25 protein-coding genes and 1 pseudogene are annotated in these 21,976 nt (G+C 64.8%); 15 read left to right on the top strand and 11 right to left on the bottom strand.

The features are described 5' to 3' along the window. Positions 1–243 precede the first annotated feature (243 nt). Entirely contained in the window at positions 244–1,389 is a 1,146-nt protein-coding gene (locus M1248_RS24690) for a hypothetical protein (RefSeq protein ID WP_317150008.1), read from the bottom strand. Between the two features lie 95 nt (positions 1,390–1,484). Here M1248_RS24690 and M1248_RS24685 point away from each other — a divergent pair, with 95 nt between their 5' ends. Then, entirely contained in the window at positions 1,485–1,850 is a 366-nt protein-coding gene (locus tag M1248_RS24685; RefSeq protein ID WP_317150007.1) for a hypothetical protein, read from the top strand. 423 nt (positions 1,851–2,273) lie between these two features. Here M1248_RS24685 and M1248_RS24680 read toward each other — a convergent pair whose 3' ends face one another. The 3 genes from M1248_RS24680 to M1248_RS24670 all read right to left on the bottom strand — a co-directional run bounded on the left by M1248_RS24680 (position 2,274) and on the right by M1248_RS24670 (position 5,028). Then, positions 2,274–2,684: a hypothetical protein gene (locus tag M1248_RS24680; protein WP_163728067.1), complete on the bottom strand. Its 411-nt coding sequence runs from the start codon at positions 2,682–2,684 to the stop codon at positions 2,274–2,276. Positions 2,685–3,380: 696 nt separating this feature from the next. Then, positions 3,381–3,845: an SRPBCC family protein gene (locus tag M1248_RS24675; protein ID WP_163728071.1), complete on the bottom strand. Its 465-nt coding sequence runs from the start codon at positions 3,843–3,845 to the stop codon at positions 3,381–3,383. A gap of 55 nt (positions 3,846–3,900) precedes the next feature. Next, complete coding sequence (locus tag M1248_RS24670) at positions 3,901–5,028, bottom strand: GGDEF domain-containing protein (protein ID WP_317150006.1); 1,128 nt, start codon at positions 5,026–5,028, stop codon at positions 3,901–3,903. Between the two features lie 211 nt (positions 5,029–5,239). Between M1248_RS24670 and M1248_RS24665 the strand changes: the two are divergent. Continuing rightward, positions 5,240–5,568 (top strand): annotated as a pseudogene (locus M1248_RS24665) (MBL fold metallo-hydrolase); the annotation flags it as partial. On the opposite strand, the gene M1248_RS24660 reads toward M1248_RS24665, so the two are convergent. After that, positions 5,562–6,104: a hypothetical protein gene (locus tag M1248_RS24660; protein ID WP_317150005.1), complete on the bottom strand. Its 543-nt coding sequence runs from the start codon at positions 6,102–6,104 to the stop codon at positions 5,562–5,564. The pseudogene M1248_RS24665 and the gene M1248_RS24660 overlap by 7 nt on opposite strands. A gap of 30 nt (positions 6,105–6,134) precedes the next feature. After that, complete coding sequence (locus M1248_RS24655) at positions 6,135–6,977, bottom strand: alpha/beta hydrolase (protein ID WP_317150004.1); 843 nt, start codon at positions 6,975–6,977, stop codon at positions 6,135–6,137. A 118-nt stretch (positions 6,978–7,095) separates the two neighbouring features. Between M1248_RS24655 and M1248_RS24650 the strand changes: the two genes are divergently transcribed. Beyond that, entirely contained in the window at positions 7,096–7,428 is a 333-nt protein-coding gene (locus M1248_RS24650) for a hypothetical protein (protein WP_317150003.1), read from the top strand. Positions 7,429–7,479: 51 nt separating this feature from the next. Continuing rightward, positions 7,480–8,139: an FKBP-type peptidyl-prolyl cis-trans isomerase gene (locus tag M1248_RS24645; protein WP_232076102.1), complete on the top strand. Its 660-nt coding sequence runs from the start codon at positions 7,480–7,482 to the stop codon at positions 8,137–8,139. Between the two features lie 7 nt (positions 8,140–8,146). Here M1248_RS24645 and M1248_RS24640 read toward each other — a convergent pair whose 3' ends face one another. Next, positions 8,147–8,629: a DinB family protein gene (locus tag M1248_RS24640; protein ID WP_163728085.1), complete on the bottom strand. Its 483-nt coding sequence runs from the start codon at positions 8,627–8,629 to the stop codon at positions 8,147–8,149. A gap of 48 nt (positions 8,630–8,677) precedes the next feature. Here M1248_RS24640 and M1248_RS24635 point away from each other — a divergent pair, with 48 nt between their 5' ends. The 5 genes from M1248_RS24635 to M1248_RS24615 all read left to right on the top strand — a co-directional run bounded on the left by M1248_RS24635 (position 8,678) and on the right by M1248_RS24615 (position 12,790). Continuing rightward, entirely contained in the window at positions 8,678–10,636 is a 1,959-nt protein-coding gene (locus M1248_RS24635) for a serine/threonine-protein kinase (RefSeq protein ID WP_317150002.1), read from the top strand. Positions 10,637–10,990: 354 nt separating this feature from the next. Further along, positions 10,991–11,248 (top strand): DUF732 domain-containing protein, encoded by a 258-nt coding sequence (locus tag M1248_RS24630; RefSeq protein ID WP_163728091.1) that lies wholly within the window; start codon positions 10,991–10,993, stop codon positions 11,246–11,248. 278 nt (positions 11,249–11,526) lie between these two features. Further along, positions 11,527–11,775, top strand: a complete 249-nt coding sequence (locus M1248_RS24625; RefSeq protein ID WP_317150001.1) for a hypothetical protein — start codon at positions 11,527–11,529, stop codon at positions 11,773–11,775. A 61-nt stretch (positions 11,776–11,836) separates the two neighbouring features. After that, positions 11,837–12,058 (top strand): hypothetical protein, encoded by a 222-nt coding sequence (locus M1248_RS24620; RefSeq protein ID WP_317150000.1) that lies wholly within the window; start codon positions 11,837–11,839, stop codon positions 12,056–12,058. A 39-nt stretch (positions 12,059–12,097) separates the two neighbouring features. Next, the gene (locus M1248_RS24615) at positions 12,098–12,790 is read left to right on the top strand and encodes an MOSC domain-containing protein (protein ID WP_317149999.1); all 693 of its coding nucleotides are present in this window, start codon (positions 12,098–12,100) and stop codon (positions 12,788–12,790) included. 14 nt (positions 12,791–12,804) lie between these two features. On the opposite strand, the gene M1248_RS24610 is transcribed toward M1248_RS24615, so the two are convergent. Then, positions 12,805–13,194, bottom strand: coding sequence for a DUF4267 domain-containing protein (locus M1248_RS24610; RefSeq protein WP_317149998.1), 390 nt, complete (start codon positions 13,192–13,194; stop codon positions 12,805–12,807). Between the two features lie 34 nt (positions 13,195–13,228). Between M1248_RS24610 and M1248_RS24605 the strand changes: the two genes are divergently transcribed. Then, complete coding sequence (locus M1248_RS24605) at positions 13,229–13,840, top strand: DJ-1/PfpI family protein (protein ID WP_163728106.1); 612 nt, start codon at positions 13,229–13,231, stop codon at positions 13,838–13,840. On the opposite strand, the gene M1248_RS24600 is transcribed toward M1248_RS24605, so the two are convergent. Next, positions 13,825–15,009 (bottom strand): acyl-CoA dehydrogenase family protein, encoded by a 1,185-nt coding sequence (locus M1248_RS24600; RefSeq protein WP_317149997.1) that lies wholly within the window; start codon positions 15,007–15,009, stop codon positions 13,825–13,827. The two genes, M1248_RS24605 and M1248_RS24600, sit on opposite strands and share 16 nt — an antisense overlap. A 76-nt stretch (positions 15,010–15,085) precedes the next feature. On the opposite strand from M1248_RS24600, the gene M1248_RS24595 reads away from it, so the two are divergent. After that, a complete protein-coding gene (locus M1248_RS24595) occupies positions 15,086–16,636 on the top strand; it encodes a class I adenylate-forming enzyme family protein (protein ID WP_317149996.1) in 1,551 nt (516 codons plus the stop codon). Here the strand turns inward: M1248_RS24595 and proS are convergent. Both proS and ripD read right to left on the bottom strand, forming a co-directional pair. Next, positions 16,630–18,036: a proline--tRNA ligase gene (gene proS / locus M1248_RS24590; RefSeq protein ID WP_317149995.1), complete on the bottom strand. Its 1,407-nt coding sequence runs from the start codon at positions 18,034–18,036 to the stop codon at positions 16,630–16,632. The two genes, M1248_RS24595 and proS, sit on opposite strands and share 7 nt — an antisense overlap. A gap of 53 nt (positions 18,037–18,089) precedes the next feature. Further along, on the bottom strand, positions 18,090–18,629 hold the full coding sequence (gene ripD, locus M1248_RS24585; RefSeq protein WP_163690414.1) for an NlpC/P60 family peptidoglycan-binding protein RipD: 540 nt from the start codon (positions 18,627–18,629) through the stop codon (positions 18,090–18,092). Positions 18,630–18,941: 312 nt separating this feature from the next. Here ripD and M1248_RS24580 point away from each other — a divergent pair, with 312 nt between their 5' ends. From M1248_RS24580 to M1248_RS24565, 4 genes are read left to right on the top strand one after another with little or no spacing between them, the layout of a single operon-like run. Further along, positions 18,942–19,109 (top strand): hypothetical protein, encoded by a 168-nt coding sequence (locus M1248_RS24580; protein ID WP_163728116.1) that lies wholly within the window; start codon positions 18,942–18,944, stop codon positions 19,107–19,109. Continuing rightward, a complete protein-coding gene (lhgO, locus tag M1248_RS24575) occupies positions 19,106–20,320 on the top strand; it encodes an L-2-hydroxyglutarate oxidase (RefSeq protein WP_317149994.1) in 1,215 nt (404 codons plus the stop codon). Before M1248_RS24580 ends, lhgO begins: the two co-directional genes overlap by 4 nt. A 20-nt stretch (positions 20,321–20,340) precedes the next feature. After that, positions 20,341–21,129, top strand: coding sequence for an SDR family oxidoreductase (locus tag M1248_RS24570; RefSeq protein WP_163728120.1), 789 nt, complete (start codon positions 20,341–20,343; stop codon positions 21,127–21,129). Next, positions 21,129–21,974: a fumarylacetoacetate hydrolase family protein gene (locus tag M1248_RS24565; protein WP_163728122.1), complete on the top strand. Its 846-nt coding sequence runs from the start codon at positions 21,129–21,131 to the stop codon at positions 21,972–21,974. The genes M1248_RS24570 and M1248_RS24565 overlap by 1 nt, the downstream gene beginning before the upstream one ends. Positions 21,975–21,976 lie beyond the last annotated feature (2 nt).

Here is a 21,976-nt window from a genome sequence, read left to right as displayed (position 1 = left end):
ACAGCTCGTCGGCCGGAATTTGAGCGACAGGTTCACCCTCAGCGGGCCGGTAATCAATCAGCTCGCTGTTTCGAATCTGCGCCGCCGCGCGCCCATGGGTGGGCACGTCTTTGATCGTATGGCCGAGATCGGCGAACTAGTCGTCCGACACGCCTGAATTGCCCGATATGGAGAGCCGCATCCAAATGACCGGCGATGCCCATCCACTGTCATGCTCCAATGCGGCGGTAACCCTCACCAGGCTCAGTCGGCGTTCTCCGCGAACCGATACTGCGGAGCCAGTACCTGTACGGCGTCTGCCACACCGTCGGGATAGTTGCGAGCTCGCTTGGGGTCTGGACGGGGACCAACCGACTGTGCCTCGTACAGCGACACTGCAGCCTCAGTCATGCGAATTGCGTTTCCAAAGGAGTCGAGAGTGATCGCCAGCAGTGGCGTGTCGTCGAGTTCTTCGTCGTTGAGCACGTATCCCATCAGCCACTTGAATCCGTGAACGAACCCCGAGCCCAGTGAGTAGAAGCTCTTGGCGCTACGTGGGTGCATCACGGCGTCCAACTCGGCGTCAGCCTTGCGTGGTAGTTGCTCGTCCATCCAAATCTCTGCGCCTTCAACCAATTTGAGAGGTCCGCCGCTTGGCCCGGTTATATGCTGGGCGGATAACGCCGCGATCTTGGCCTGCCGGGCAGCCACCCGTTCGCGCCGCTTCTCAAAATTAGTCAGATCGACTTCAGCCAGTGGGTCTGCTCGCGCTGCCAGAGCCTCAGCCTCAAGCCTCTCGAACTCTTCTTGCCGGCCACGTTCAGCCTTGAGGAATCCGTAGCAACGGCGAATTCGTTCATCCGTGTCCGTCTCGGAAATCAGCCAAATGGTCTTGGCCGACGATTCCATCGCAATACGGCACAGCGCCGCCGTTGCCGACGTTCGGATTTGCCCCTGTGTGAGTGCCAGCGCAATCACCTCGGCCGCCGCCGCAAGATTTTCGCATGCGTTCATGGTCGGATAGAGCGCCGTCGAGCTAACCAGATTCGTTTCATCCTCGAGTATGACTGCCGCATCGTCGAATGCGAGGCGGCTCTCGCGATGGATCGGATTGGGCCGCAGACCCCACGACAGAAGATCTTTCGCTCGTTTGGCGCGTTCACCGATGAGCCCAAGAAACATCGCTCGCATGAGCCCGTGTGCGCCGTCAGGGTACGCAGCCTTAAGCTTGTCCCAATCCACCTCCGAGAAGTCAGGCCGCGAGGCGGGGCCGCCTGGAGCGGCCGGCGGTGGCATTTTGATGCCGAAGGCCTCCGGACCGGGATCGGTCTCGGGAACCGTAAGTCGACGTTGCTTTTCGCGCTCTTGCCGGCGCCGCTTCGCCGCCATACGGTCACCACGCTTGGCCATCTGCCCGCCCTTCACCTATTCCGCCGCAGAACAAGCCCTCACAATAGGTCTCGGGTCCGACAAGGCCACCGGCCTATACGACCCAAACCGTCACAGTGACTAAACACGAGGGTGCCGGTGATGTCATCATTGACAACGTGGTTAGACGCGTCAGCCTGATCCTGAGCGAAGCCGACGAAGCGGTGATATCCCCATACCTCAGTCAGGATTCGCCCGCGGCGGAAGCTCTGCGACGATGGACCGCGCGGCAAGGGTGGATCTCAGCCGAAATTCCAATGGAAGCCGACGTGCTTCGTGCGCTGCTCAGGGCCGGGGCAGACGCACTGTATGAACAAGCCCTCGATGTTGGCTATGCCAAACTGGCCTCGGACTTTGCTGAGCTCTCTGCTGACGCGGATAGGCGTGCCGCCCGGGACCGCCATGCGCAAAGGATCCACGACAGCAATGAGGGCGGAGCGTAACCGCCACACGAGGGGGCTAATGGAGAAATCCCGACCCGACTAATACGTCACAGTGACGAATTGGTCGGGCCCGCGGACTTAACGACCGAGGGGGCGAACCTCGGGCGGAAGCTGATCACGCCACCGGCGCGGAAGCGTCACGAGATGCGACATCCAGTAGGCGAAGGAGCGGAAAGGATCATGCGCTGATTCTCGAACTAGTGAAAAAGTCGGAGATCAACTGCAAAACGACACGGACACGGACATCGATCGACCCCGTCGCGACGCGCACCGGGACTATCGCCAGCTCGACAAAGTGCCGATAAGCCACATTATGTCAACTTACTGACGCTGTGTTGATCCGCTGAATTTTCGTGTTCTGCCCCTGCCCCGCGCCTCAGCGGTGAACCGTGGATGCATCGAAACGCCTCGAGGGGCGAGAATTCAGCGAGTGCCGATCAACACCGGCGCATCGGCGACCACGCGGGGCGGAACCCTCGTCGGCGGCGCCGGTTGAACCTCCAGAACGGATCCCGAGGACAGATCTCCAACTACGTAAGGCGGAACGTTTCCGGGCGGATCCGGCTGAACCTCCAGAACGGCTCCTCCGCTTGGCAGCCTGAGGTCGTCGGGATTGATGCAGGCGCCGTTGCGCATGACGCCGCCGGCGTGCTCGCAGCAGTAGTCCGTCGGCATGTCCCGCTCCAGACATGATGCGAAGTCGGATTCTTTGTAGTCGGCATTCGCGACGGCGAGAGCCCCGAATGGGGCGGCCGCGAGGGCAAGCACACCTGCGGACATGGCGGCACGCATGATCCAACGCGAAGGCGAGGAAACTGTGATGGGGTGTTTCATGGTGATGACTCCTTGAGTTGTGTCGCGGCGTCCGGCGGAAGCCGCTTCTAGGTGATGGACGCAAGTGTCTGACGGGCGGCGTGCTTTTGTAATCGCCGCGAAGCCAGAGTCCACGCCCAAAAGGAAAGGTTTACCTATCCGGCCGGTAAGGAGCGCTGGGAATCAATTGACCGGCCGCGGACTCCTTCCCTACCGTGACCTCGGCGGCGGATTGTCGCGTTGACCCAGGCGCGCGCATTGAGCCCGGGACCAAGTCCCCGGCCTGCCAAACGATTTCACCGTTTACGCGATGGACATTCTGGGTGAGCCCGGTGAAGGCATCCAGTAGGAGGCGATGTTGCGCCCCGCTGATTCTGCGAGCTGCATCGACACATTTGTTGACGGCTTGCGGCTACGCAATGTGCGGCTGGTCGGGCTTTCGTAGGAGGTGGCTTGCCACCCATACCGCGGCGCGACTCCCCGACCGATTGGTGACGGTCACCCCAATTGACCCGCCGGCACGGTGACTCGCCTCTGTACAAAGTTCTGGCGAAGTCTCGCGCTTGTCTCGCCGGGGCCATATTCCGATCGAGCCGCCGCGCCGCGGCATGGATCACGGGTCACCCGGTTACGGGCGGCCCTGTCGGAGGGCGCACGGATTGTTCATGGCGTGTCGCTGTCCATCGGCTCGCGTTCGAACACCAACGCGGTGTTTGATCAGGACGAAATCTCGGCGGCGAGTCGACCGAGCGTGTCGGTCAGCTGATCCTCGGTCACGAGCGGGAACTTCACCTTCTCGAGCAGCTTTTTGTCGGTGACCTTGGACCAGTCGTAAGTATGGCGAACCAGCGTCTCATTAGGACCTTGCGGTTCCAGCTCCCACAGCCACTCCCACCCGGGAGGCTCGGTGCCCGCGGGCGCGGTCTTCCAGGCCAGCAGCTTGTCTTTCACGTAGCCGGACACGTGGTTATCAGTTTTGTACTCGCCACCCATATGGTCACCCTGCATGTTCATCGTGAAGACTTCGCCGACCTGTTTGATCCGATCGGCATGGTCCACACTGCGGATGAACCCAGAGCCATCGAGCACCTGGTGCCGCTCCGGATTGGAGAGTACGTCGAAGATCGCATCGACTGGCGCCTCGATGGTTCGTTCCACGGTGACCTTCTTGTTGTTGCTCATACCTTCACACTGCCCAAAACTGCCCGATCCCACACGTTGCGATCACCCCGATTCGCTACTGCTCAATGTCCGTGGGGCCGGGCTCCATGCCTGCCGGAGGTAGCAGCGTCGGATAGTGGCACACCCGATTGCCGCCCGCGCGCTTCGCCTCGTACATCGCCATGTCCGAGGTGCGGATCAGATCGTTGATGAGCTGGAGATTGTCTCTCGCTGAGTCGGTCTCGAGCGGGGCGCCCGCTGTACCGATACTCGCCGTCACCGGTAACGGAGTTCCGTCGATGGCCTGGCGTAGTCGCTCGGCCATCTTGGCTGGATTCGGAGCGGTGTCGATGTCGGCGACCACGAACTCTTCTCCACCTACCCTGCCGATCACCGCTGTGGGGCGGCAGTTCTCACGAAGCGCCGTGCTGACGTCGACCAATGCCTGATCGCCTGCGGCGTGACCGAGGGTGTCGTTGAGTTGTTTGAAGTTATCGAGATCGAGCATCGCCATCACCACGTAGATGGCAGCGGGGCCCTTGTGGAGCATCATGAGTTGGTAGACCGAGTTCTGGAACGAGCGCCGATTCAGCAGCCCGGTGAGCGAATCACGGTCAGAACCCTGCAAGTCTGTTCGCAATGTGTGCACCAACGACAGGATTCCGAACGGTACACCGATATTCAGCGATGCCAACGTGACCAGCGTTGCGATTGTCAGCGCGACGTCACCGGTGGTGGCGATCAGCCGGGATGCCATGATCGCCGCGCACAGGGTGGCCACACCGAGGTTCGCGACCACGAAGCCAGTCGTGTGGAAGTAGGCGGCGAAACCACCGATGACGGCGAAGGTCGCACACGCTCCCAACCCCGAGTACGGGTTTGAGAAGGCAAAGCACGTTGCCGCGATTGCCACCGTGGCCATCGCCGAAAAGATGACGGACTGCCGGCGTGTGGGCCAACGAAGCAACCAGAGGAAACCACCGGCCACGGCGACCACAGCCGCAGCGATGGCAAGCGCGACCCTCACGGGATTGTCCGGACCGAATGGACTCCAGATCATCACGATCGGAAGCGCAGCCGTCGTCACGGTGAAGCCAAACGTCGCGCGGCGCCAGAGCATCTGAAGCCCGCGTTCATTCAGGTAAGCGCTGAGCCAGTCGTACTGATCCGGTTGCTTCAACCATTGCCCAGCCGATCGGGCCATCGCTCACCCCCGACCAAAGTCGACCCCCAGCGATGGCTTGCTACCCGGGCGGCGATCGATATCGGCGCTACGAGCACGGTTGATCGTGGAAGGCGGTCGGACTGGATGATGACAGCGTATCGGTCCGCAATCCCCGGATGGACGGCAACGTGCGATACCGCCAGGCAAGCACAGGCGTCTGCTAGTCGGTTATGCCGCGGATGGATGAATACAGGCGGAGTACGAACTGGCGCCGGGAGTGCTCGTCACCCGCAACGGCGGTCACACTCCAGGACACAGCATCGTGCGCCTCGCGTCCGGTGGTGACGCACTCACGTTCGCCGGTGACTCGGTGTTCGCGCCGGGGTTCATAATCTCCAGTGGCACAACGGGTTCGAACACGATCCGGAGGAGTCCGCCCGCGTCCGTATCGAGCTGTTGCGCGAGCTGGCCGCGACGGGAGAGGCGATGGTGGCCACCCACCCGCCATTCCCTTCCGTCTGCCATGTGGCGACCCACGGCGACGTCTTCCGCTGCGTTCCCTCCTCCTGGGACTACTGACCAATCGTTGGACCAGCGCCGACGTGAGTCGCCGAAGCGTCCTCACGTCGGCGCCCCATCGCAACGGCGGCACATCCGGCGGCCGCCGCGGTGAGGACGTGCCAGGCGCCGTGGAACTGCCACAGGCTCTCGGGCCGGCACAGCGGGGACCCGGAACGGCCTGCCGCGTAGGCAATCAGGGCGACCGCGAGAATCCCGGCCGCAACCATCCACAGTCGCCAATGACTGCGGACGCTTCGCACGAGACCCGCAACGCACACCACTCCGAAGGCGATGATCGGCCAGTCGTGCGCAGGACCTGCCCATGTCGGCTGCGGCCCGTGATAGACGAAGCTGCCCAGGCCGACCGCGATGATAACTACTCCCGCCGCTGAGGCCAGCGCTCCCCTGCCCCGCATCGCCCAGCACAGCACCACCACCCCCGTCGCTACGTAAGCGAGGCTGGAAACTGCGAGAACAGGTTGGGCCAACGCGTGGTCCGCGACGCGCTCACAGTCCGACTGCCCGATACCCGCGAGAGCCACCAACACGTGCATGACGAATCACGGTAACCGGCCCGGCTTGCGCTAAAAGAGATCCGGCGTCTTCGGTGGGACGTCGTCGAGAAATGCGCTGATCATGGGTACCAACAACTCCGCCTCACCCGACACACCGATGTGCGACATCGCAGGCAGGACCACCAGCCGCGCGTCAGGGGCCTTCTGCAACACGCCTGTTGCCGCGGCCTCCTCGTCGCCTCCACCGCGCAGCTTGAACATGGCCAGAGCGTGTTCGAGCATCACGCCATCCGCGTCGCCGACGATGACCATCGTCTTGGCCGAGATCGCGCGCATCTCGTCTTCGGTGATCTGCTGGTCGTCAATGTTCAGGACCTTCATCTTCTCGAGGTAGGTCTCGAACGCCTTGGCATCCGGCGTGTGCGCCTTGAACGCCGTCTCGACGGGTGTACCCGCGAAGTCGCCAGCAGTCAGTTCCGCAATGGATTCGGACACCGCCGGATACCAACCTTCCTTGCGGAAGGTCGCCGACAGCGACACCAACTTGTTCACGATCGAGGGGTGGCGGATCGCCAGTTGCAGCGCCACTCCGCCGCCCTGTGAATAACCCATCACGTCCGCGCGCTGGACTCCTAAGGCGCGCAACAACTCCGCGGCGTCATCGGCGAACTGCTCGTACGACATCTCACGTGGCGTATCCGGTGTCCGGCCGTGTCCCTGTTGGTCGAACACGATCACTGTGCGATCCCTCGCGAACGCCTCAACCCATGCGGGCATCGAATCGGCGCCCATGAACGCACCGGGGATCAACAACAGGGGCGGCTTCGAGCCGACGAGCTCGCCGTATACCTCGTAATAGAGATCCAGCCCGTTGATCGGTAGCTGTCCACCGCGTGCCGGCTTCGTTCCCATCGTTCGACCTTCCGTCCCGTGTCGATCTCCTGAATGCAGACCGCCGAGTTTGGCCAAACTCATCGTCGACGACAATTGCCCTGGATACTTCTCAGAAGTTCAAGATCAGGGGGCCGTGATGCGCAAGCCATTCCACTGGGGGGCCGTCGCCATGCTGTCCGCTGCGGCTGTCGCGCTGACGGCTTATGCGCCCGCAGCGGGCGCGGACCCCTACACCCCGGCTCAGACCCGGGACAGCGCGGAGTTCGCGATCGCCGACGGTTACATCACCATGCAGGCGGTCTGCACTCCCGACCTCTCCCCTGTCTTCGAATCCGTCACCTGGGATTCGCCCGGATTCACACCAGAGGGCGGCACCGGCATGATTCATGACGCCAATCCGGACCTCGGCGGCCACTTCCAAGCCACATGGAGCGGCGAAAACTGGTCCGTCGAGTACCAGTTCTGCTGAAACACGCAGCACAATGCCCAATCGACCGTCGCCGAGCGTCACCTCTGTACCGTGACGACCGTGAATTCCACTCGTCTGTCTTCCACCCTCGCGTTCGCAGGCATTGCCGCCGCGCTCGTGACCACCCTCGCTGCGTGCGGCTCGGACTCCGAACCCGAAGCTTCATCTGCGACGTCGTCTGCCGCTGACCCCGCGGACCTGTACTCGGTCGAATCCAACATGCCGGCTCAACCGGCACCCTCGGCAGCAGCCACCACGTGCCCGACCGTGGCCCCCACCGGCGGCACTCCCGAATGGACGGTGAACGGTGCTACCGGCAATGTCGCGGTCACCGGTTCCACGGACACGACGGCTCCAGAGGTGAAGGTGGGCACGCCGTTCAGCGTGACCGAGACCCAGGTGCAGACGTTGCAGGCAGGTGACGGGCCCGTGGTCTCACCCACGGCGACGGTTTCGGTCTGCTACATGGGCGTCAACGGGCGTGACGGGTCGGTATTCGACAGCAGCTACCAGCGCGGCGCGCCCGAGCAGTTCCCGCTCACCGGCGTCGTCCCTGGCTTCCAGAAGGCCATCGCGGGACAGAAAGTCGGATCCACGGTGGCCGTCGCGATGACGTCAGCCGACGGCTACGCCGACGGTCAGCCCTCCGCCGGGATCCTGCCGGGCGACACGCTCGTCTTCGCGATCAAGATCCTCGACGCCGCGGGCTAGACACGAGTCAGCGCCCGGTAGCGCCGTCTATCTGCTCACGCAGGATGTCGGCGTGACCGGCGTGCCTGCCCGTCTCCTCGATCATGTGCACCAGGATCCATCGCATCGTCGGTGCCGACTGCGGTCGTGCTGAGCGTGGCGCCGGCATTTTCAGGTCCTCGCACGCATCGATCACCTCGTTCGCGCGGGACACCGCGTCCCGGTACGAGTTCAGCACGCTCTCGACGGTGTCCTCGGGCGTCGGCGCAAACGTCGTACTCCAGTCGCTGACGTCCTCCCCGAGGAAGTAGAACCGCTCGACAAAGCTCACGTGTTTCACCAGGCCCAGCACGCTTGTCCCCGATGGGACCCCGGCTGTGCGCACCTGCGGCTCCGGCGCTCCCTCCAGGTTGGAAATCATCGCGCGGCGCAGGTAGTTGAGGAACTCCACCAAGGTCGCCTTCTCCCCTTCGGCGGGCCGCGGAGGGCGGTGGTCGGTCTTGTCGGACATCGGCTTCCCCTCCTATGCGCCACGATCCAGGCGAGTGGCCGTTATCGTATGCCGGTGGAAGGCACGCCATTCGGTCGTTACCGGCTGATCGAGTTGCTGGGTCGCGGCGGGATGGGCGAGGTCTGGCGCGCGTACGACAGCCAGATCGATCGCGTCGTAGCTCTCAAGATGCTGCTCCCCAATCTGAGCGATGACCCCGAGTTCGAGCAGCGATTCCGCCGCGAGGTTCGTGCCGCCGCCCGGTTGGACGACCGCCACGTCGTACCGATCTACGACTTCGGTGAAATCGACGGTCGGCTGTTCGTGACGATGCGGCTGATTCCCGGCACCGACCTACACAGCCTGCTCGATGACGGGCCGCTCGAACCGCCACGTGCGGTGGCGATCATCGAGCAGATCGCCGCTGCGCTTCATGCCGCACACCAGACAGGCCTCGTTCACCGCGACGTGAAACCGTCGAACATCCTGATCGACGAGAACGACTTCGCGTATCTCATCGATTTCGGGATCGCCCGCACCGCCGAGGACGGGGTGACGCAGACCGGTGCCGCGATCGGCACGTGGGCATACATGGCACCGGAGCGCTTCAGCGCCGACCAGATCAACCCCAGCTCCGACATCTATGCGTTGGCCTGCGTCCTGTACGAGTGCCTCACCGGCCAACAGCCGTTCCCCGGCAACACCTTTGAGAAGGTCGCCAGCGGCCACATCTTCACCCCACCGCCCAGACCGTCCGAGGTCAGCCGAACCATCCCGACCGCTTTGGATGTCGTCATCGCCACCGGCCTGGCCAAGCAGCCCTCGGAGCGCTATGCCAGCGCCGTCGATATGGCCTCTGCCGCAAGGGAAGTCATCACCCGGCCGAAGCCTACGCAGGTGCCCGCGCCTACCGCATCTCCCACCTTGAGCCACAGCGCACCCTCAAGCGCACCAATGCCTGCCCAGCAGCCCTGGGCGCAACCACCACCCCACAGCGCACCGATGTTTTCGTACCCGCCCGTCAGCACACCCCACATGCAGGTGCCGACAGCGGCGCCACCGAAGCGTCGGGGACGAAACCGTGGGCTTCTGGTCGGTGCGCTGGTGTTCATCACCACCCTGATCGTTGTAGCCGGTGTCATCGCCATCGTCGAATTCACTCAGGGCGACAAGCCTGATGCCGGCGCGCCGTCCGCATCACCCAGCGGTGGCGAATTCTTGGGCACCTACACCGCCGACTACGGACCGGGCACCGACCTCGAAGGCAAACCGGTGCCGAATGCACCTGCCACAACCAGTAATTGGGGCGTCCGCTCCGAGTGCGGAGCCAGCGGTTGCGTTGCGACCGCCGCCAACGTCAGCGGCGCCGGAATGGCGTTGTTGTCGAACCTGACCTTCGATCAGCTGGGCGGAACATGGGTCGCTGTCGGCCTGGCCTCAGCGCAGTGCACCGGTGAGCAACCCGAAGAACTCTGGGTGGTGTTCACGCTCCAACCGAACCCCGACGGCACGCTGTCCGGCGAGACCATCAGGGCCTCCGCGAACGGCGCATGCGCGGCCAAACGCACCGTGAAGTTCACTCGCACCGGAGACCCCGACCCCAACAAGGTTCCCGATCCCGCGGTTCTTCCACCTCGGGTCGTCAGCCCGGCCGAAGCGCTGCACGGCAACTACCAGCAGACGACGACGTTCACGAACGGCAACCTCGTACGTGGAAAGGTCCTCTCCGCCAACACCTACTGCCTCCGCACCGGCGATCGGTGCATGAGCCTGTTCCATGCGGTCGACGGGGTCGTCACATTGATTTTCAAAGACGACAAATGGACGCGCAACGAAGCAGGCGCGACGACATGCCCCGGCGGCGGTACAGCGCAATCGACGATCACCGCCGACTATCCGATGCCTCCACAGTTGGACGACCCGATAGCGCTACTCACCGGCCGCGGACGCCAAACCATATCGGCAGGCGGGGCATGCGCCGGCGGCGGCGATTTCACCGACACGTTCGAACGCACCGGCGACAACTAGCAGCGACTCGCCCGTCGGAGCGCTGATCACAGTTGTGAATGGCAAATATCGGTCCGGGCGCGAAAAGCGCTACGCCGGCGACGGCCCGCCGGCCGTTGTAGTCCATCCCCCGATCATGCCTTGTGCGAATTAAACCGCGAGAAGGATCTGGAGACCGGACTGGGCAGCAGCCCGCGTCGTCAACAAGTAAGCTAGGCTAGACATAACGCACAAGAGCTAGTCGATGTGTCAGCGTTTGGGCCCGGCTGGACGTCGTTATGTTAACGATCATTCTTAGCAGTGCTTTCTACGAGCGCGGCGACGTCGCGCGTGTTCTGAGAGGTGTTCGAGTTGAAGTACAGGGTCGGGGCCCTCATGTCGGTAGTTCCTGCTGCGGTGGTGTTGGCCGCCCCCGCTGTGGCGGACGAAGACGAGTTCGTACGGTCGATGCAGACCACCTATGCGTTTCTCACCGATCAGCAGCTGCGGACCGAGGGCGCAAAGATCTGCAGCACTCTTCGCAGCGGCACACCCGCATCGGACGCAGTCGTCATGGTGCGAAACGATCTGGGCGTATCGATTTCTGCTGCGGGCGAAATCGTCAGCGCCGCGGTTGTTCAGCTCGACTGCTGACAACGCGCGAACGTCAACTCCGGCCGAGCCACTTCTTTGAGCTGGAGTTCTCCTGCATTGCAGGCTATTACAGCAAGCGCCCATGGTGTTGCGATCCGGTAGATAGTCGCTGATCCACGCTGATTCGTGACGTCGCCGATTTTCTGAGACGGGAATTCTGTGCCGACGCACTCGGTTGGCTCGTATTGCATCGGTCAGTGTTCGACTCGGTGTCCGACGAACGAAGAGTGTGTCCCGCCGTAATCGATAGCGGCAGGGACTGATTGGAGTGGCCAGAAATGGACTCGAAGCACGTGAAGTTCATGTTGGCGACGGCCGGTGCCGGCGCCGTGCTTGCGGCCGGGGTATTGACCTTCGCGATAGGTGACGTGAATGCGGCTGTCCCCCAGCCGGTTCCGTCTGGTGCCGGGATCACCACCGGTCAAACAGTCACGGAGACGACGGCACCGCCGTCACCGGAGACTTCGGTGGCAGTTCCACCGATCACCACGGCGCCCTACAACATTCCCACCGGCGAACCGCAATAGCGCCCTGGCGCGCCCACGGGTATAGCTGCGGGCGTCCGACATACGTGGGAAACTCGGTGACATGAGTGGAGCGCGGCGCTGGGTGTTGAGTGTCGTGTGCTGCACGCTCGCGATTGCCGGTGCCGTGGCCGGCGTCGGCGTCGGCGTCGCATGTGCGCAACCGGCGCCGATCGAACCCGTCGTACCGCAGATCCCGGGTGTCGTGACAAGCATCGTGACCGCAGACGGGCCGTTGCCGGCGTCTCCTCCGCCTCCGCCGGGCGCGCCGTCCGTGCCTGCCTAGGATTCGTACGCCCCACACGAGGCCACTACCCTGAACCCCGTGGCGAAGGTGGTATCGGTCAACCTGGCTCGTGTCCGCGCAAATCCAGATGCGCCGTCGAGGCAGACAGGTATTGACAAACGCGCGACCGACGAGGCCGTCATGGTACGAGCGCCGGGCCCGATGCGCGGTGGCCTCGGTAGCGGTCTTCTCGGTGACAGCATCGGTAACCAGAAGCTCCATGGCGGCGACGACCAAGCCGTCTACGCCTACGCCCGCGAGGATCTCGACGAATGGCAGACCCGCCTCGACCGCCCGATCTCCGACGGGATGTTCGGTGAGAACCTGACCACATTGGACGTAGAAGTGACACGGGCACGGATCGGTGAACGCTGGCGTATCGGGACGGGCGGACTGGTGCTCGAGGTGTCTGCACCGCGAACTCCATGCCGAACCTTCTCCGCGTTCCTCGATATCGACGGATGGATGAAAACTTTCACCGCCACCGCGAAACCCGGCGCATACCTGCGAGTCATCTCGCCGGGAACGGTGCAGGCCGGCGACACGATCGTGGTCGAAGATCGGCCGGACCACGACGTGACGATCGAAATGGTGTTCCGCGCCAAAATGTCGGAGCCCGACCTGCTTCCGCAGCTATTGGCCGCCGATGCGCTCTCCGCCGAGCTCAAGAACTATGTGCGCCGCCGCCTGACGCCAGCCCCACCGATGCACAACGCGGGGCCGGACGGCTAGGTCATCGATCTAACCTATTCGGATGCAGCCGGTTTGGGCCGGCGACGCGTCGCACCCCACAGTCCGACCCCGATGCCGACGACGGCTCCGCCGAGACCGATGAGCTGCTGAGAGCGGGACATCTCGTTGTGCACCCGCAACCCGCCCAGTAGGTCGGACGCATCAGCGCCACCCGATGCGAGAAACCAGCCACGGGTGTCCTTACCGCGCACCGCGGCCGTCATCATCAACCCGCCGATGAGCGCATCGCGGTAGCCCATCGAGTGCAATAGAAGCTGTGCCGTCGGGGCCGGCTCGCCGGAATCTCCCCACAGCTTGTTGGCCCGGAGCGGATCGACGAGAAACGAGATGCCCGACGCGAGGCGAATACCGCCCACGACCAGAGCTGCGCGGTCCAAAGACATGGCGTGCAGCCTATGGGAGGACAAGACTGAGCAGATGCGAATTGAGATCGTGGTGTTCGACGGATTCGACGCCCTGGACGTCGTTGCGCCGTGGGAGATCTTCGCCCGGGCGTCGACCATCGATCCCGTCCTCGATGTCGCCCTGGTCCGCGTCGACGGTCCCCCCGTGGTGTCCGCCGCGGAAGGCCTGCAACTGCACGTCGCCGACGAGTTGGGTTCCCCGGACGCATTGTTCGTGCCCGGTGGCAGCTGGGTGGGGGGAACGGACACCGGCGTGCCACGCGAGATTCGGCGCGGCACACTGCCGCGCGTCATCGCCGATATGGCGGGTTCGGTTCGGTGGGTGGCGTCGGTGTGCACGGGCGCACTTCTGCTCGGCGAGGCCGGAATCCTGGGCGGCCGCAACGCCACCACGAACCCCGCAGCGCTGGATGAGCTTTCGAAATATGGTGCGGTCCTCCGGGATAGCCGTGTCGTCGACGACGGCACCGTGGTCACCGCCGGCGCGGTGACCTCCGGTATGGACCTTGCGCTGTGGCTCGTACAACGCGAAGTCGGTGAAGCCGTCGCGACCAGGGTCGCGCAGGCCGTCGCCTACCCCACGCCGACGGACGTCTGGCGGCAACCCGATCAGAGGCCGAACTGATCGTCGATGATGCCGAGCCAGATTTGTGCCGCGTCCATGGCGACCTTCTCGCTGATGAACGCGTGCTGACTGCCGGTGTATATGTCACGAAACGCTCGTTCGAGCCGGCTGCCTTCGCGGATCGAACTCGTGCCCGCAACCAGATGCGCCCATTCCGCGCACTCCCGGGAGACATCGGTCGCGTAGACGGCGGCGACGCGCATGTCGGCGCGCAATGCAGGTGTCAACGCCTCCCCCGATGCGACGGCAGCCTCCGCGGTGGTGAACGCGTCGATCACCAACAGTCGCGCAGCACGCCACGCCGCGACATGGTGCGCGAGGCCTTTCTGGAACGTGGGCCGACTGGCCAGCGACGCCATGTCGCTCATCCGGAACTTGGTCGCCGCGAGTTCCTGGACGTCGTCGAGCATGCTCTTCGCGACACCCAACGCCCACGACGCGTGACCTGCGGCCGTGACGGGCATGAGCCCCATGCGGGTGGCCGGGGACGCGCCCCGCAGCGCGTCACGCGAAAACAAGGCGAACGTCCGGTACTCGGGGACGAAAAGGTCTTGCGCGCTGTAGTCGTAGGACCCGGTGGCCTTGAGCCCCTGCACAAACCAGCCGTCGTTGAAGGTGATCTGCTCGCGAGGGATCACCGCCACCCTCATGTCTGGGACACCTTCACTGATCCAGCGCATCTCGCCGTCGTCCATCGGGAAGAAGCCTGCCGCGACGTATTCCGCATGCCCGGTCCCCGAGCCGAAGCTCCACGCCCCGCTGAGCGTGAAGCCGCCGTCGACCGCCGTTCCCTGCCCGTTCGGGAAGAACTGTCCACCCATCGTCACGCGGTTCTGGTTGTTGGTGAACACCTCCGCGAAGCCTTCGTCGGGCAGGTAGGCCGCCGCGGCGAAGGACGACGGGAGATTCGCGATGCCGACCCACCCGAAGGAGCCGTCCTGCCAGGCCATCTCGATCCAGGTCTCGATCATCTCGGCGAACGACGGTTCCACTCCCCCGGCCTCCACCGGGTTGAACGCTGTCATCAGCCCGCTGGCCCACATCTGGTCGACGATCGCCGGTGTCAGGGTGCGTGCCCGCTCGGATTCGGCGGCCTGCTCACCTACGAGTTCGCGCATGCCTCGTGCGAGCCCGACAACTCGGTCGGCCGCGTCGATTGTGGACGTCATGTGGTGACCTTAACCGGACAACCGGCAATTTCGATACCCAACGACGCGTAATTTTTCCGGGCCATAGACTTCGCACGTGGACCTGCCACGTCTGACCATTCCCGCCCTGCTCGAGCGCAGCGCGAATGAGTTCGGCGACGAGACCTATCTGGTCACGCCGACGGACCGGCTCACCTATCTCGAGGCGCAGCAGCGGTCGGCGCGACTCGCCCGCTGGCTCCTGGCCGAGGGTGTCGGCAAGGGCTCGCGTGTCGGATTGTTCTTCGCCAACGGTGTCGACTGGGTCACCTGGTGGCTGGCCGCCTCCCGGATCGGCGCGGTGGTCGTTCCGCTGAGCACGCTGTACGCACCGGCGGAAATCGCCAAGGTGCTGCGACTCGCCGATGTCGGGATCTTGATCGCCCCCACGCAGGTGCTCACCATCGATGTCGCCGAGCGCCTCGAAGAGGCGTTGGGTGAGCTGCGCGGCCAACCCACCAGCCGGCTCGCGCTGATTGAGGCGCCGTACCTGCGCCGCATCGCGTTCACCGGGGACGCAGATCGGCACTGGGCCACCCGCTACGACGAGGCAGAACCCGAAGTGCCGCAAGACATTCTGACGGCTGTTGAAGCGGAGGTCTCGCCGGCCGATCTGGCCATCATGATCCACACGTCGGGTTCGACGGCAGACCCGAAGGGCGTGCTGCACACCCACGGCACCCTGGTACGGCAGACCTCGACATGGCCGGACGCCATCCGCGCGGTGACCGGCTCCGGCGCTGCCGCGAGGATTCTGTGCGCGATGCCGTTCTTCTGGATCGGTGGACTGCTTGCGACGACCGGCGCCCTGCACGATCCCGTCACTCTGCTCGTCATGCCACGACTCGACCCCGAGACGGCGCTGGATCTCGTCGAGCGTGAACGGGCGACGGGCATCGTCGGATGGCCCGCATTCACCCAACGGTTGCGTGAGCATCCGACCTTCGAACAACGCGACCTGTCCAGTGCGCCGATGCTCCGCGAGGGACCGCTGGACATCGCGATGACGAACGTCCCCGACGGATTCCCCGTGCACCGCACCATGTCTGAAACCGCGGGCGGATTCGGGTTCACCGAACTGCGCATCGTGGACGGTGACGGCGAACCGATCACCGACGGCCGTGTCGGAGAGCTACTCGTTCGCGGCATCGGGGTGATGGCCGGCTACAACAAGCGCGAACGGGCCGAGACATTCGACGAGGACGGTTGGTATCACACCGGCGACCGCGTCTACCGCAAGGAAGGCGATCCGCGGCTGTTCTACGTGGGCCGGACGAGCGAGCTCATCAAGGCGGCGGGCGCGAACGTGTCGCCGCTCGAGGTCGAGGCGGTGGTCGAGCGGTTCTCCGACGTTTCGCAATGCATTGTCGTCGGGATCGATGATCCGGTACGCGGCGAGGAGGTGTGCGCCGTCGTCGTGCCCGCCGGTGCGCAGATCGACGTGCAATCGCTCGCCGCGCGAACACGGGATCAGTTGTCCGCCTACAAGGTTCCCACGTACTGGGTGCTTGCCACCAGTGGGCAGATCCCCACGCTCGCGAGCGGAAAGCTCAATCGGAAGGCGCTACAGGCACTGGTCATTGACGGGACGTTGCCCCGCGCTCAGTAGGCCCTGGCGACGTAGGCGAGCGCGCCTGTGTCATCGTCGGATTCGGGCAACAACCCGTCGCTGCGCTGCAGGCACCTGACCGTCAGCCCGCCCGCGGCCAGCTCGGCTTCGCCCGCGTCTCCGACCAATTCCCACGGCACCCTGGCGACGCCTGCCTGAGCAACCTCGCGCGCTTCGTCCAACGTCGCACAGTCCACGATGACCGCGTCACGGCGGGCAGTGGCAGCCGACAGCATGTCGGACTGGATACGAGGAGCCAACTTCCGCACCTCGTCCACGACGCTGCTCAGCCCCACCGACGACTTCTCCCGGGTATCCCGGCGGAAAAGCAGCGCGGCACTGTCGGCGACGTCTCGTGGGCCCAGCTCCACGCGGATCGGCACCCCCTGCAGATCCCATTCGGTGGCACGCCAGCCGAAACCCTGAGAGCTGTTGTCGTCCAGCTTCGCTCGCATTCCGATCGCCTTCAGTTCGTCAACGAGCGCCGAAGCAGCGCGCGTGACAGCACCGTCGGACTCCTTCACGACGACCACCACGGCCTGAACGGGTGCGAGCGCCGGCGGTAGAACAAGGCCGAAATCGTCGCCGTGACACATGATCAGTCCACCGAGCATGCGCGTCGACGCACCCCACGACGTGGTCCAGCAGTGGTTCCGGGTGCCGTCGGCAGTCGAGTACGCGATCTCGAAGGCCTGACTGAACCGCTGCCCTAGCTCATGGGAGGTGCCCATCTGCAATGCCTTGGCGTCCCGCATAATTCCTTCGCAGGTCATCGTATTCGCCGCGCCGGCGAATCGCTCGCGTGCCGTCTTGCGGCCCACGATCACGGGCATGGCGAGGATGTTCCGCATGAAGTCCTCGTATACCTCGCGCAAAATCCGGCGGGCATACTGTCGTGCCTCGGGCTCGGTGGCATGGGCGGTGTGCCCCTCCTGCCACAGGAATTCGGTGGTGCGCAGGAAGATTCGGGGCCGCATCTCCCAGCGTACGACGTTGGCCCACTGATTGAGAATCAGTGGTAGGTCGCGATAGCTGTCGATCCACTTGGCCATGTACTCACCGATGACGGTTTCACTGGTCGGACGGATGGCCAGCGGCTCGGCCAGTTCCTTACCGCCGCCATGCGTCACCACGGCGAGCTCGGGACTGAATCCCTCGACGTGCTGCGCCTCGCGCTCGAAAAAGCTCATCGGGATCAGCAGTGGGAAGTACGCGTTCTGCGCCCCCGCGGCTTTGATCCGGCCGTCGACCTCGGCGTGCATGCGCTCCCACAGCACGTAGCCGTTGGGCCGGATGACGATGGTTCCGCGGGCCGGACCGTTCTCAGCCAGCTTCGCTTTGGTCAGGACATCCTGATACCACCGCGGAAAGTCGTCTTCTTGTGCCGTCAGCACCGCCATCCGCACGACCCTACTGACGGCCTGCGGCCTGCGTCGCGCGGTTTTCCGCGACGCTAGGCGATGATGCGGCTCAGGTACGGCGTCATGTTGTTGGTGCGCACCGGTGACACCGTGACGACGTCGCCGACCTCGAGCATCTGCCCGTTGCCGATGAAGAGCGCGACACTGTCCTTACCCTCGGGCCCGTAGAAGATGAGGTCTCCCGGAAGCGCTTGCGCGGGTGTGACCTTCTGGCCGACCTTGTACTGCGCGCCCGACGAGCGTGGCAGCTTCACGCCAACCCCGGCGAAGGCATAGACCATGAGGCCGGACGCGTCGAATCCGACGACGTCCGCCGCCGGGTTCAGTCCCACGACCCTGCCTTCGGGGTCGAGGCCGAGTGCGTTGGCGGTCGGGCCGCTGCCGCGGGTCGGTCCGTTGACATCGCCGCCACCGAACGAAAAGGGCACGCCCCGTTGGGCGAGTCCACGCGCGATCACCGTCTGGATCGCCTGCTGCTGACTGGCGGGCCGCGGGAACGGCTGAGCGGTCGCCAGACCGGGTGTCGCGACCAACAGCGCCAGGCTGATCGCCAAGGCGTAGATCCTTCTCATCGGACTTTTCACTTTCTCGAAATACGACGCGAACAGTGCAGGTCACCGTCGACCACAATTCGCTATCCACTTTGTACAGCCGGCACGCGGGCGCGGCCCAATTGCCGCACGGCACATGGCCAATGAGTTGTCGTACCGTGATCGAAAAGTGACCGCTCCCGACGAGCACAGAACTACCGCCCCCGCGTCCTGGACCGGCTCGGCCTCGGGGTCGGACGACCTGCGCGCCGCGGCACGTGACGCGGCCGGAGTTCCCGCAGCAGTATCCAGGCCATACTCGAGGTCTACGATTGCGAACACGTACGTGAATCGATGGTGCTGACATTGCCGCATCCCACATTGGGTGACCTCGGCGTTCCCGGCTCACCGGTGCGCCTCTCCGAGCCGACCGAACCGCGCCGGGAAGTCCCGCTTGGGCTGGGCGCCGACCAGGACGACGTGTTCACCGACTACGTGCGCGCCAGGGGCGGCGGCCGATGACCGATCGGGTTGCCGTCATCGGCGGTGGGATCGTCGGTGTGGCCATCGCGCGCGAGATCCTCATTCGGCGTCCCGACGCACGGGTGACGTTGTTCGAAAAAGAAGACCGACTGGCCGCCCATCAGACCGGGCGCAACAGTGGCGTGGTCCATGCCGGTCTCTACTACCGACCCGGTTCGAACAAGGCGGTCCTCTGCCGTCGCGGCGTCGGCCTCCTCGAAGAGTTCTGTGTGCAGCGCGGAATCCAGAACATCAAATGCGGCAAGGTCTTGGTTGCGCTCGACGAAACCGAACGTGCACGGCTTGGCGGTATCGAGGAGCGCGCACGCGCCAACGGTGTCCCCGGCGTCCGCACGATCGGACCGGAGGAACTCCGCGAGATCGAACCGCACGTCCGTGGTCTGGCCGCCTTGCACTCGCCGTCGACATCGATCGTCGACTTCGCCGAGGTGACTCGGGCGCTTGCCGACGACGCCGTCCAGGCGGGGGCGAAAGTCCTACTCGGACAGGAAGTCATCGGACTCCGCTCGACCGGCACCGAGGTCGTCGTCACCGCGCGCACGGCTGGCGGTACCTATCAGGCCGCCTTCGACCAGGTCGTCGCGTGCGGAGGGCTGCAAAGCGACCGACTCGCCGAACTCGCAGGAGACGGACCCGATCCGGTGATCATGCCGTTCCGCGGCGAGTACTACGCGCTGAAGCCGGGGCGGCGTGGCCTCGTCAACGGACTGGTGTATCCCGTCCCCGACCCGCGCTACCCATTCCTTGGAGTCCACATCACCCCGCGCGTCGATGGCGAGGTCCTGGTCGGCCCCAACGCGGTACTGGCGCTGGCGCGCGAGGGCTACAACTGGCGCACGGCTTCACGGCACGACCTCGCGGAAATCGTTCGTACACCGGCGTTCTGGCGTTTCGCCCGTCAGCATTGGCGCACCGGGATCCGCGAGATGTACGGCTCGCTGAGCAAGCGGCGGTACATCGCCGGCGCCCGCGCATACGTCCCCGAGATCCGCGACGACGATGTCGTGCCCGGCCCGGCAGGTATCCGCGCCCAAGCGCTGGACGCCGACGGAGCGTTGGTCGACGATTTTCGGATCAGCGTCCGCGACCGCATCGTATTGCTGCGCAATGCCCCTTCGCCGGCCGCGACATCGGCGCTGGCGATCGCGGAACACGTCGTATCCACCATCACCGAGAACAGGACCACGTAGACCACTGAAGGAGCGCCCCAATGGATCTCGGCATTTCCGGACGAACCGCCCTGGTGCTGGGCGCCAGCGGCGGCCTCGGCGGCGCTATCGCGACGCGCCTCGCCGCGGAAGGGGCGAACGTGGCCGCCGCAGGCCGCTCGGCCGATGCGCTGGCCAAGACCGCTGCCCGGGTGCAGGCTGCCGGCGCGAAGGCGTTGCCACTCGCGTGGGACCTCGGCGATCTCGATCGCATGGAGTATGTCGTGACGGAGGTCGAGAGCACGCTCGGGCCGATCGACATCCTGGTCAACAACACGGGCGGCCCACCGCCGACGACCGTCACCGGTCAGGAGGCCGTCGTATGGCGAACGAGTTTCGACCAGATGGTGCTGTCGGTGATCATGCTGACCGACCGCGTCCTGCCCGGGATGCGCGAGCGGCGATGGGGCCGCATCCTCACGTCGACGTCGTCGGGTGCTCTGGCCCCCATCCCCAACCTCGGCCTTTCGAACACGCTTCGGGCGAGCTTGCACGCGTGGTCCAAGACACTCGCCGACGAGGTGGGAGGCGACGGCGTGACGTCCAATGTCATTGTGCCGGGCCGGATCGAGACCGACCGGACCCGATTTCTCGACGAACGCCGGGCCGAACGGGAAGGGCGCGCCACAGAAGAGGTGATGCAAGACAGTGCGGCCACCATGGCGGTCGGACGATACGGCCGTCCCGAGGAGTACGCCGACGTCGCGGCATTTCTGTGCAGCGAAAGAGCCTCCTATGTCACGGGTTCCGTCGTACGGGTCGACGGCGGCCTGATTCGCGGGGTCACCTGATGCGTATCCGCACGGTAGCCGTCGGCGATGAACCATTCGCCTGTGTCGCCCTGCCAGACGGCCGCCTCGCCCGCATCGACCGGGTGCTGCCCGGCGGACCGTCGGACCTGTTGTCCCTCCTGGCGGGTGAACAGTTGGACGCACTCGCCGCCGCGGTGGAGACCGGGGTCGACGACGACCACTGTGTCGATCCGAATGCGTCGGTGTTGGCGCCCTGGACACGTCCGCGCAAGATCCTGGGCATCGGGCTCAACTACGGCGCGCACGCCGGCGATCTCGGCGAACAAGCGCCGCGCACCTCTCCTGCGTCGTTCATCAAGGGCGACCACACCATCGTCGGCCCCGGTGAGCCGATCATCGTCCCGCCGGGTATCGGCAAGGTGACCGCGGAAGCAGAGTTGGGTCTGGTGATCGGACGTACCTGCTACCAGGTCTCCGTCGAGGACGCGATGGCCCATGTGGCGGGCGTCGTGCCGGTGCTCGATCAGACGGCCGAGACGGTGCTGCTGGAGAACCCGCGCTATCTCACGCGGGTCAAGAACTACCCCACGTTCTTCTCCTTCGGCCCGGACCTGATCACGCTCGACGAAGTGCTGGCCCATGCGCCGCTAGCGGATCTGCGCGTCGCGACCATCCACAACGGCGCCGTGCACCGCAGGGACACCGTCTCGAGGATGACGTTCTCCCCCGCCGAACTGCTCAGCTTCCACAGCCAGGTCATGCCCTTCTACCCCGGCGACATCCTGTCCACCGGCACCCCCGGGGCGGTCGCGATCGAGCCCGGCGACGTGGTGCGTTGCGAACTCGGCGACGAGCTCGCATCGCTGACCAACCCGGTGCGGTGAAC

It is taken from the genome of Mycobacterium sp. 29Ha, from assembly GCF_032883055.1.
GTDB classification, from domain to species: domain Bacteria; phylum Actinomycetota; class Actinomycetes; order Mycobacteriales; family Mycobacteriaceae; genus Mycobacterium; species Mycobacterium gallinarum.
This window is presented reverse-complemented; position numbering and strand designations above follow the sequence as displayed.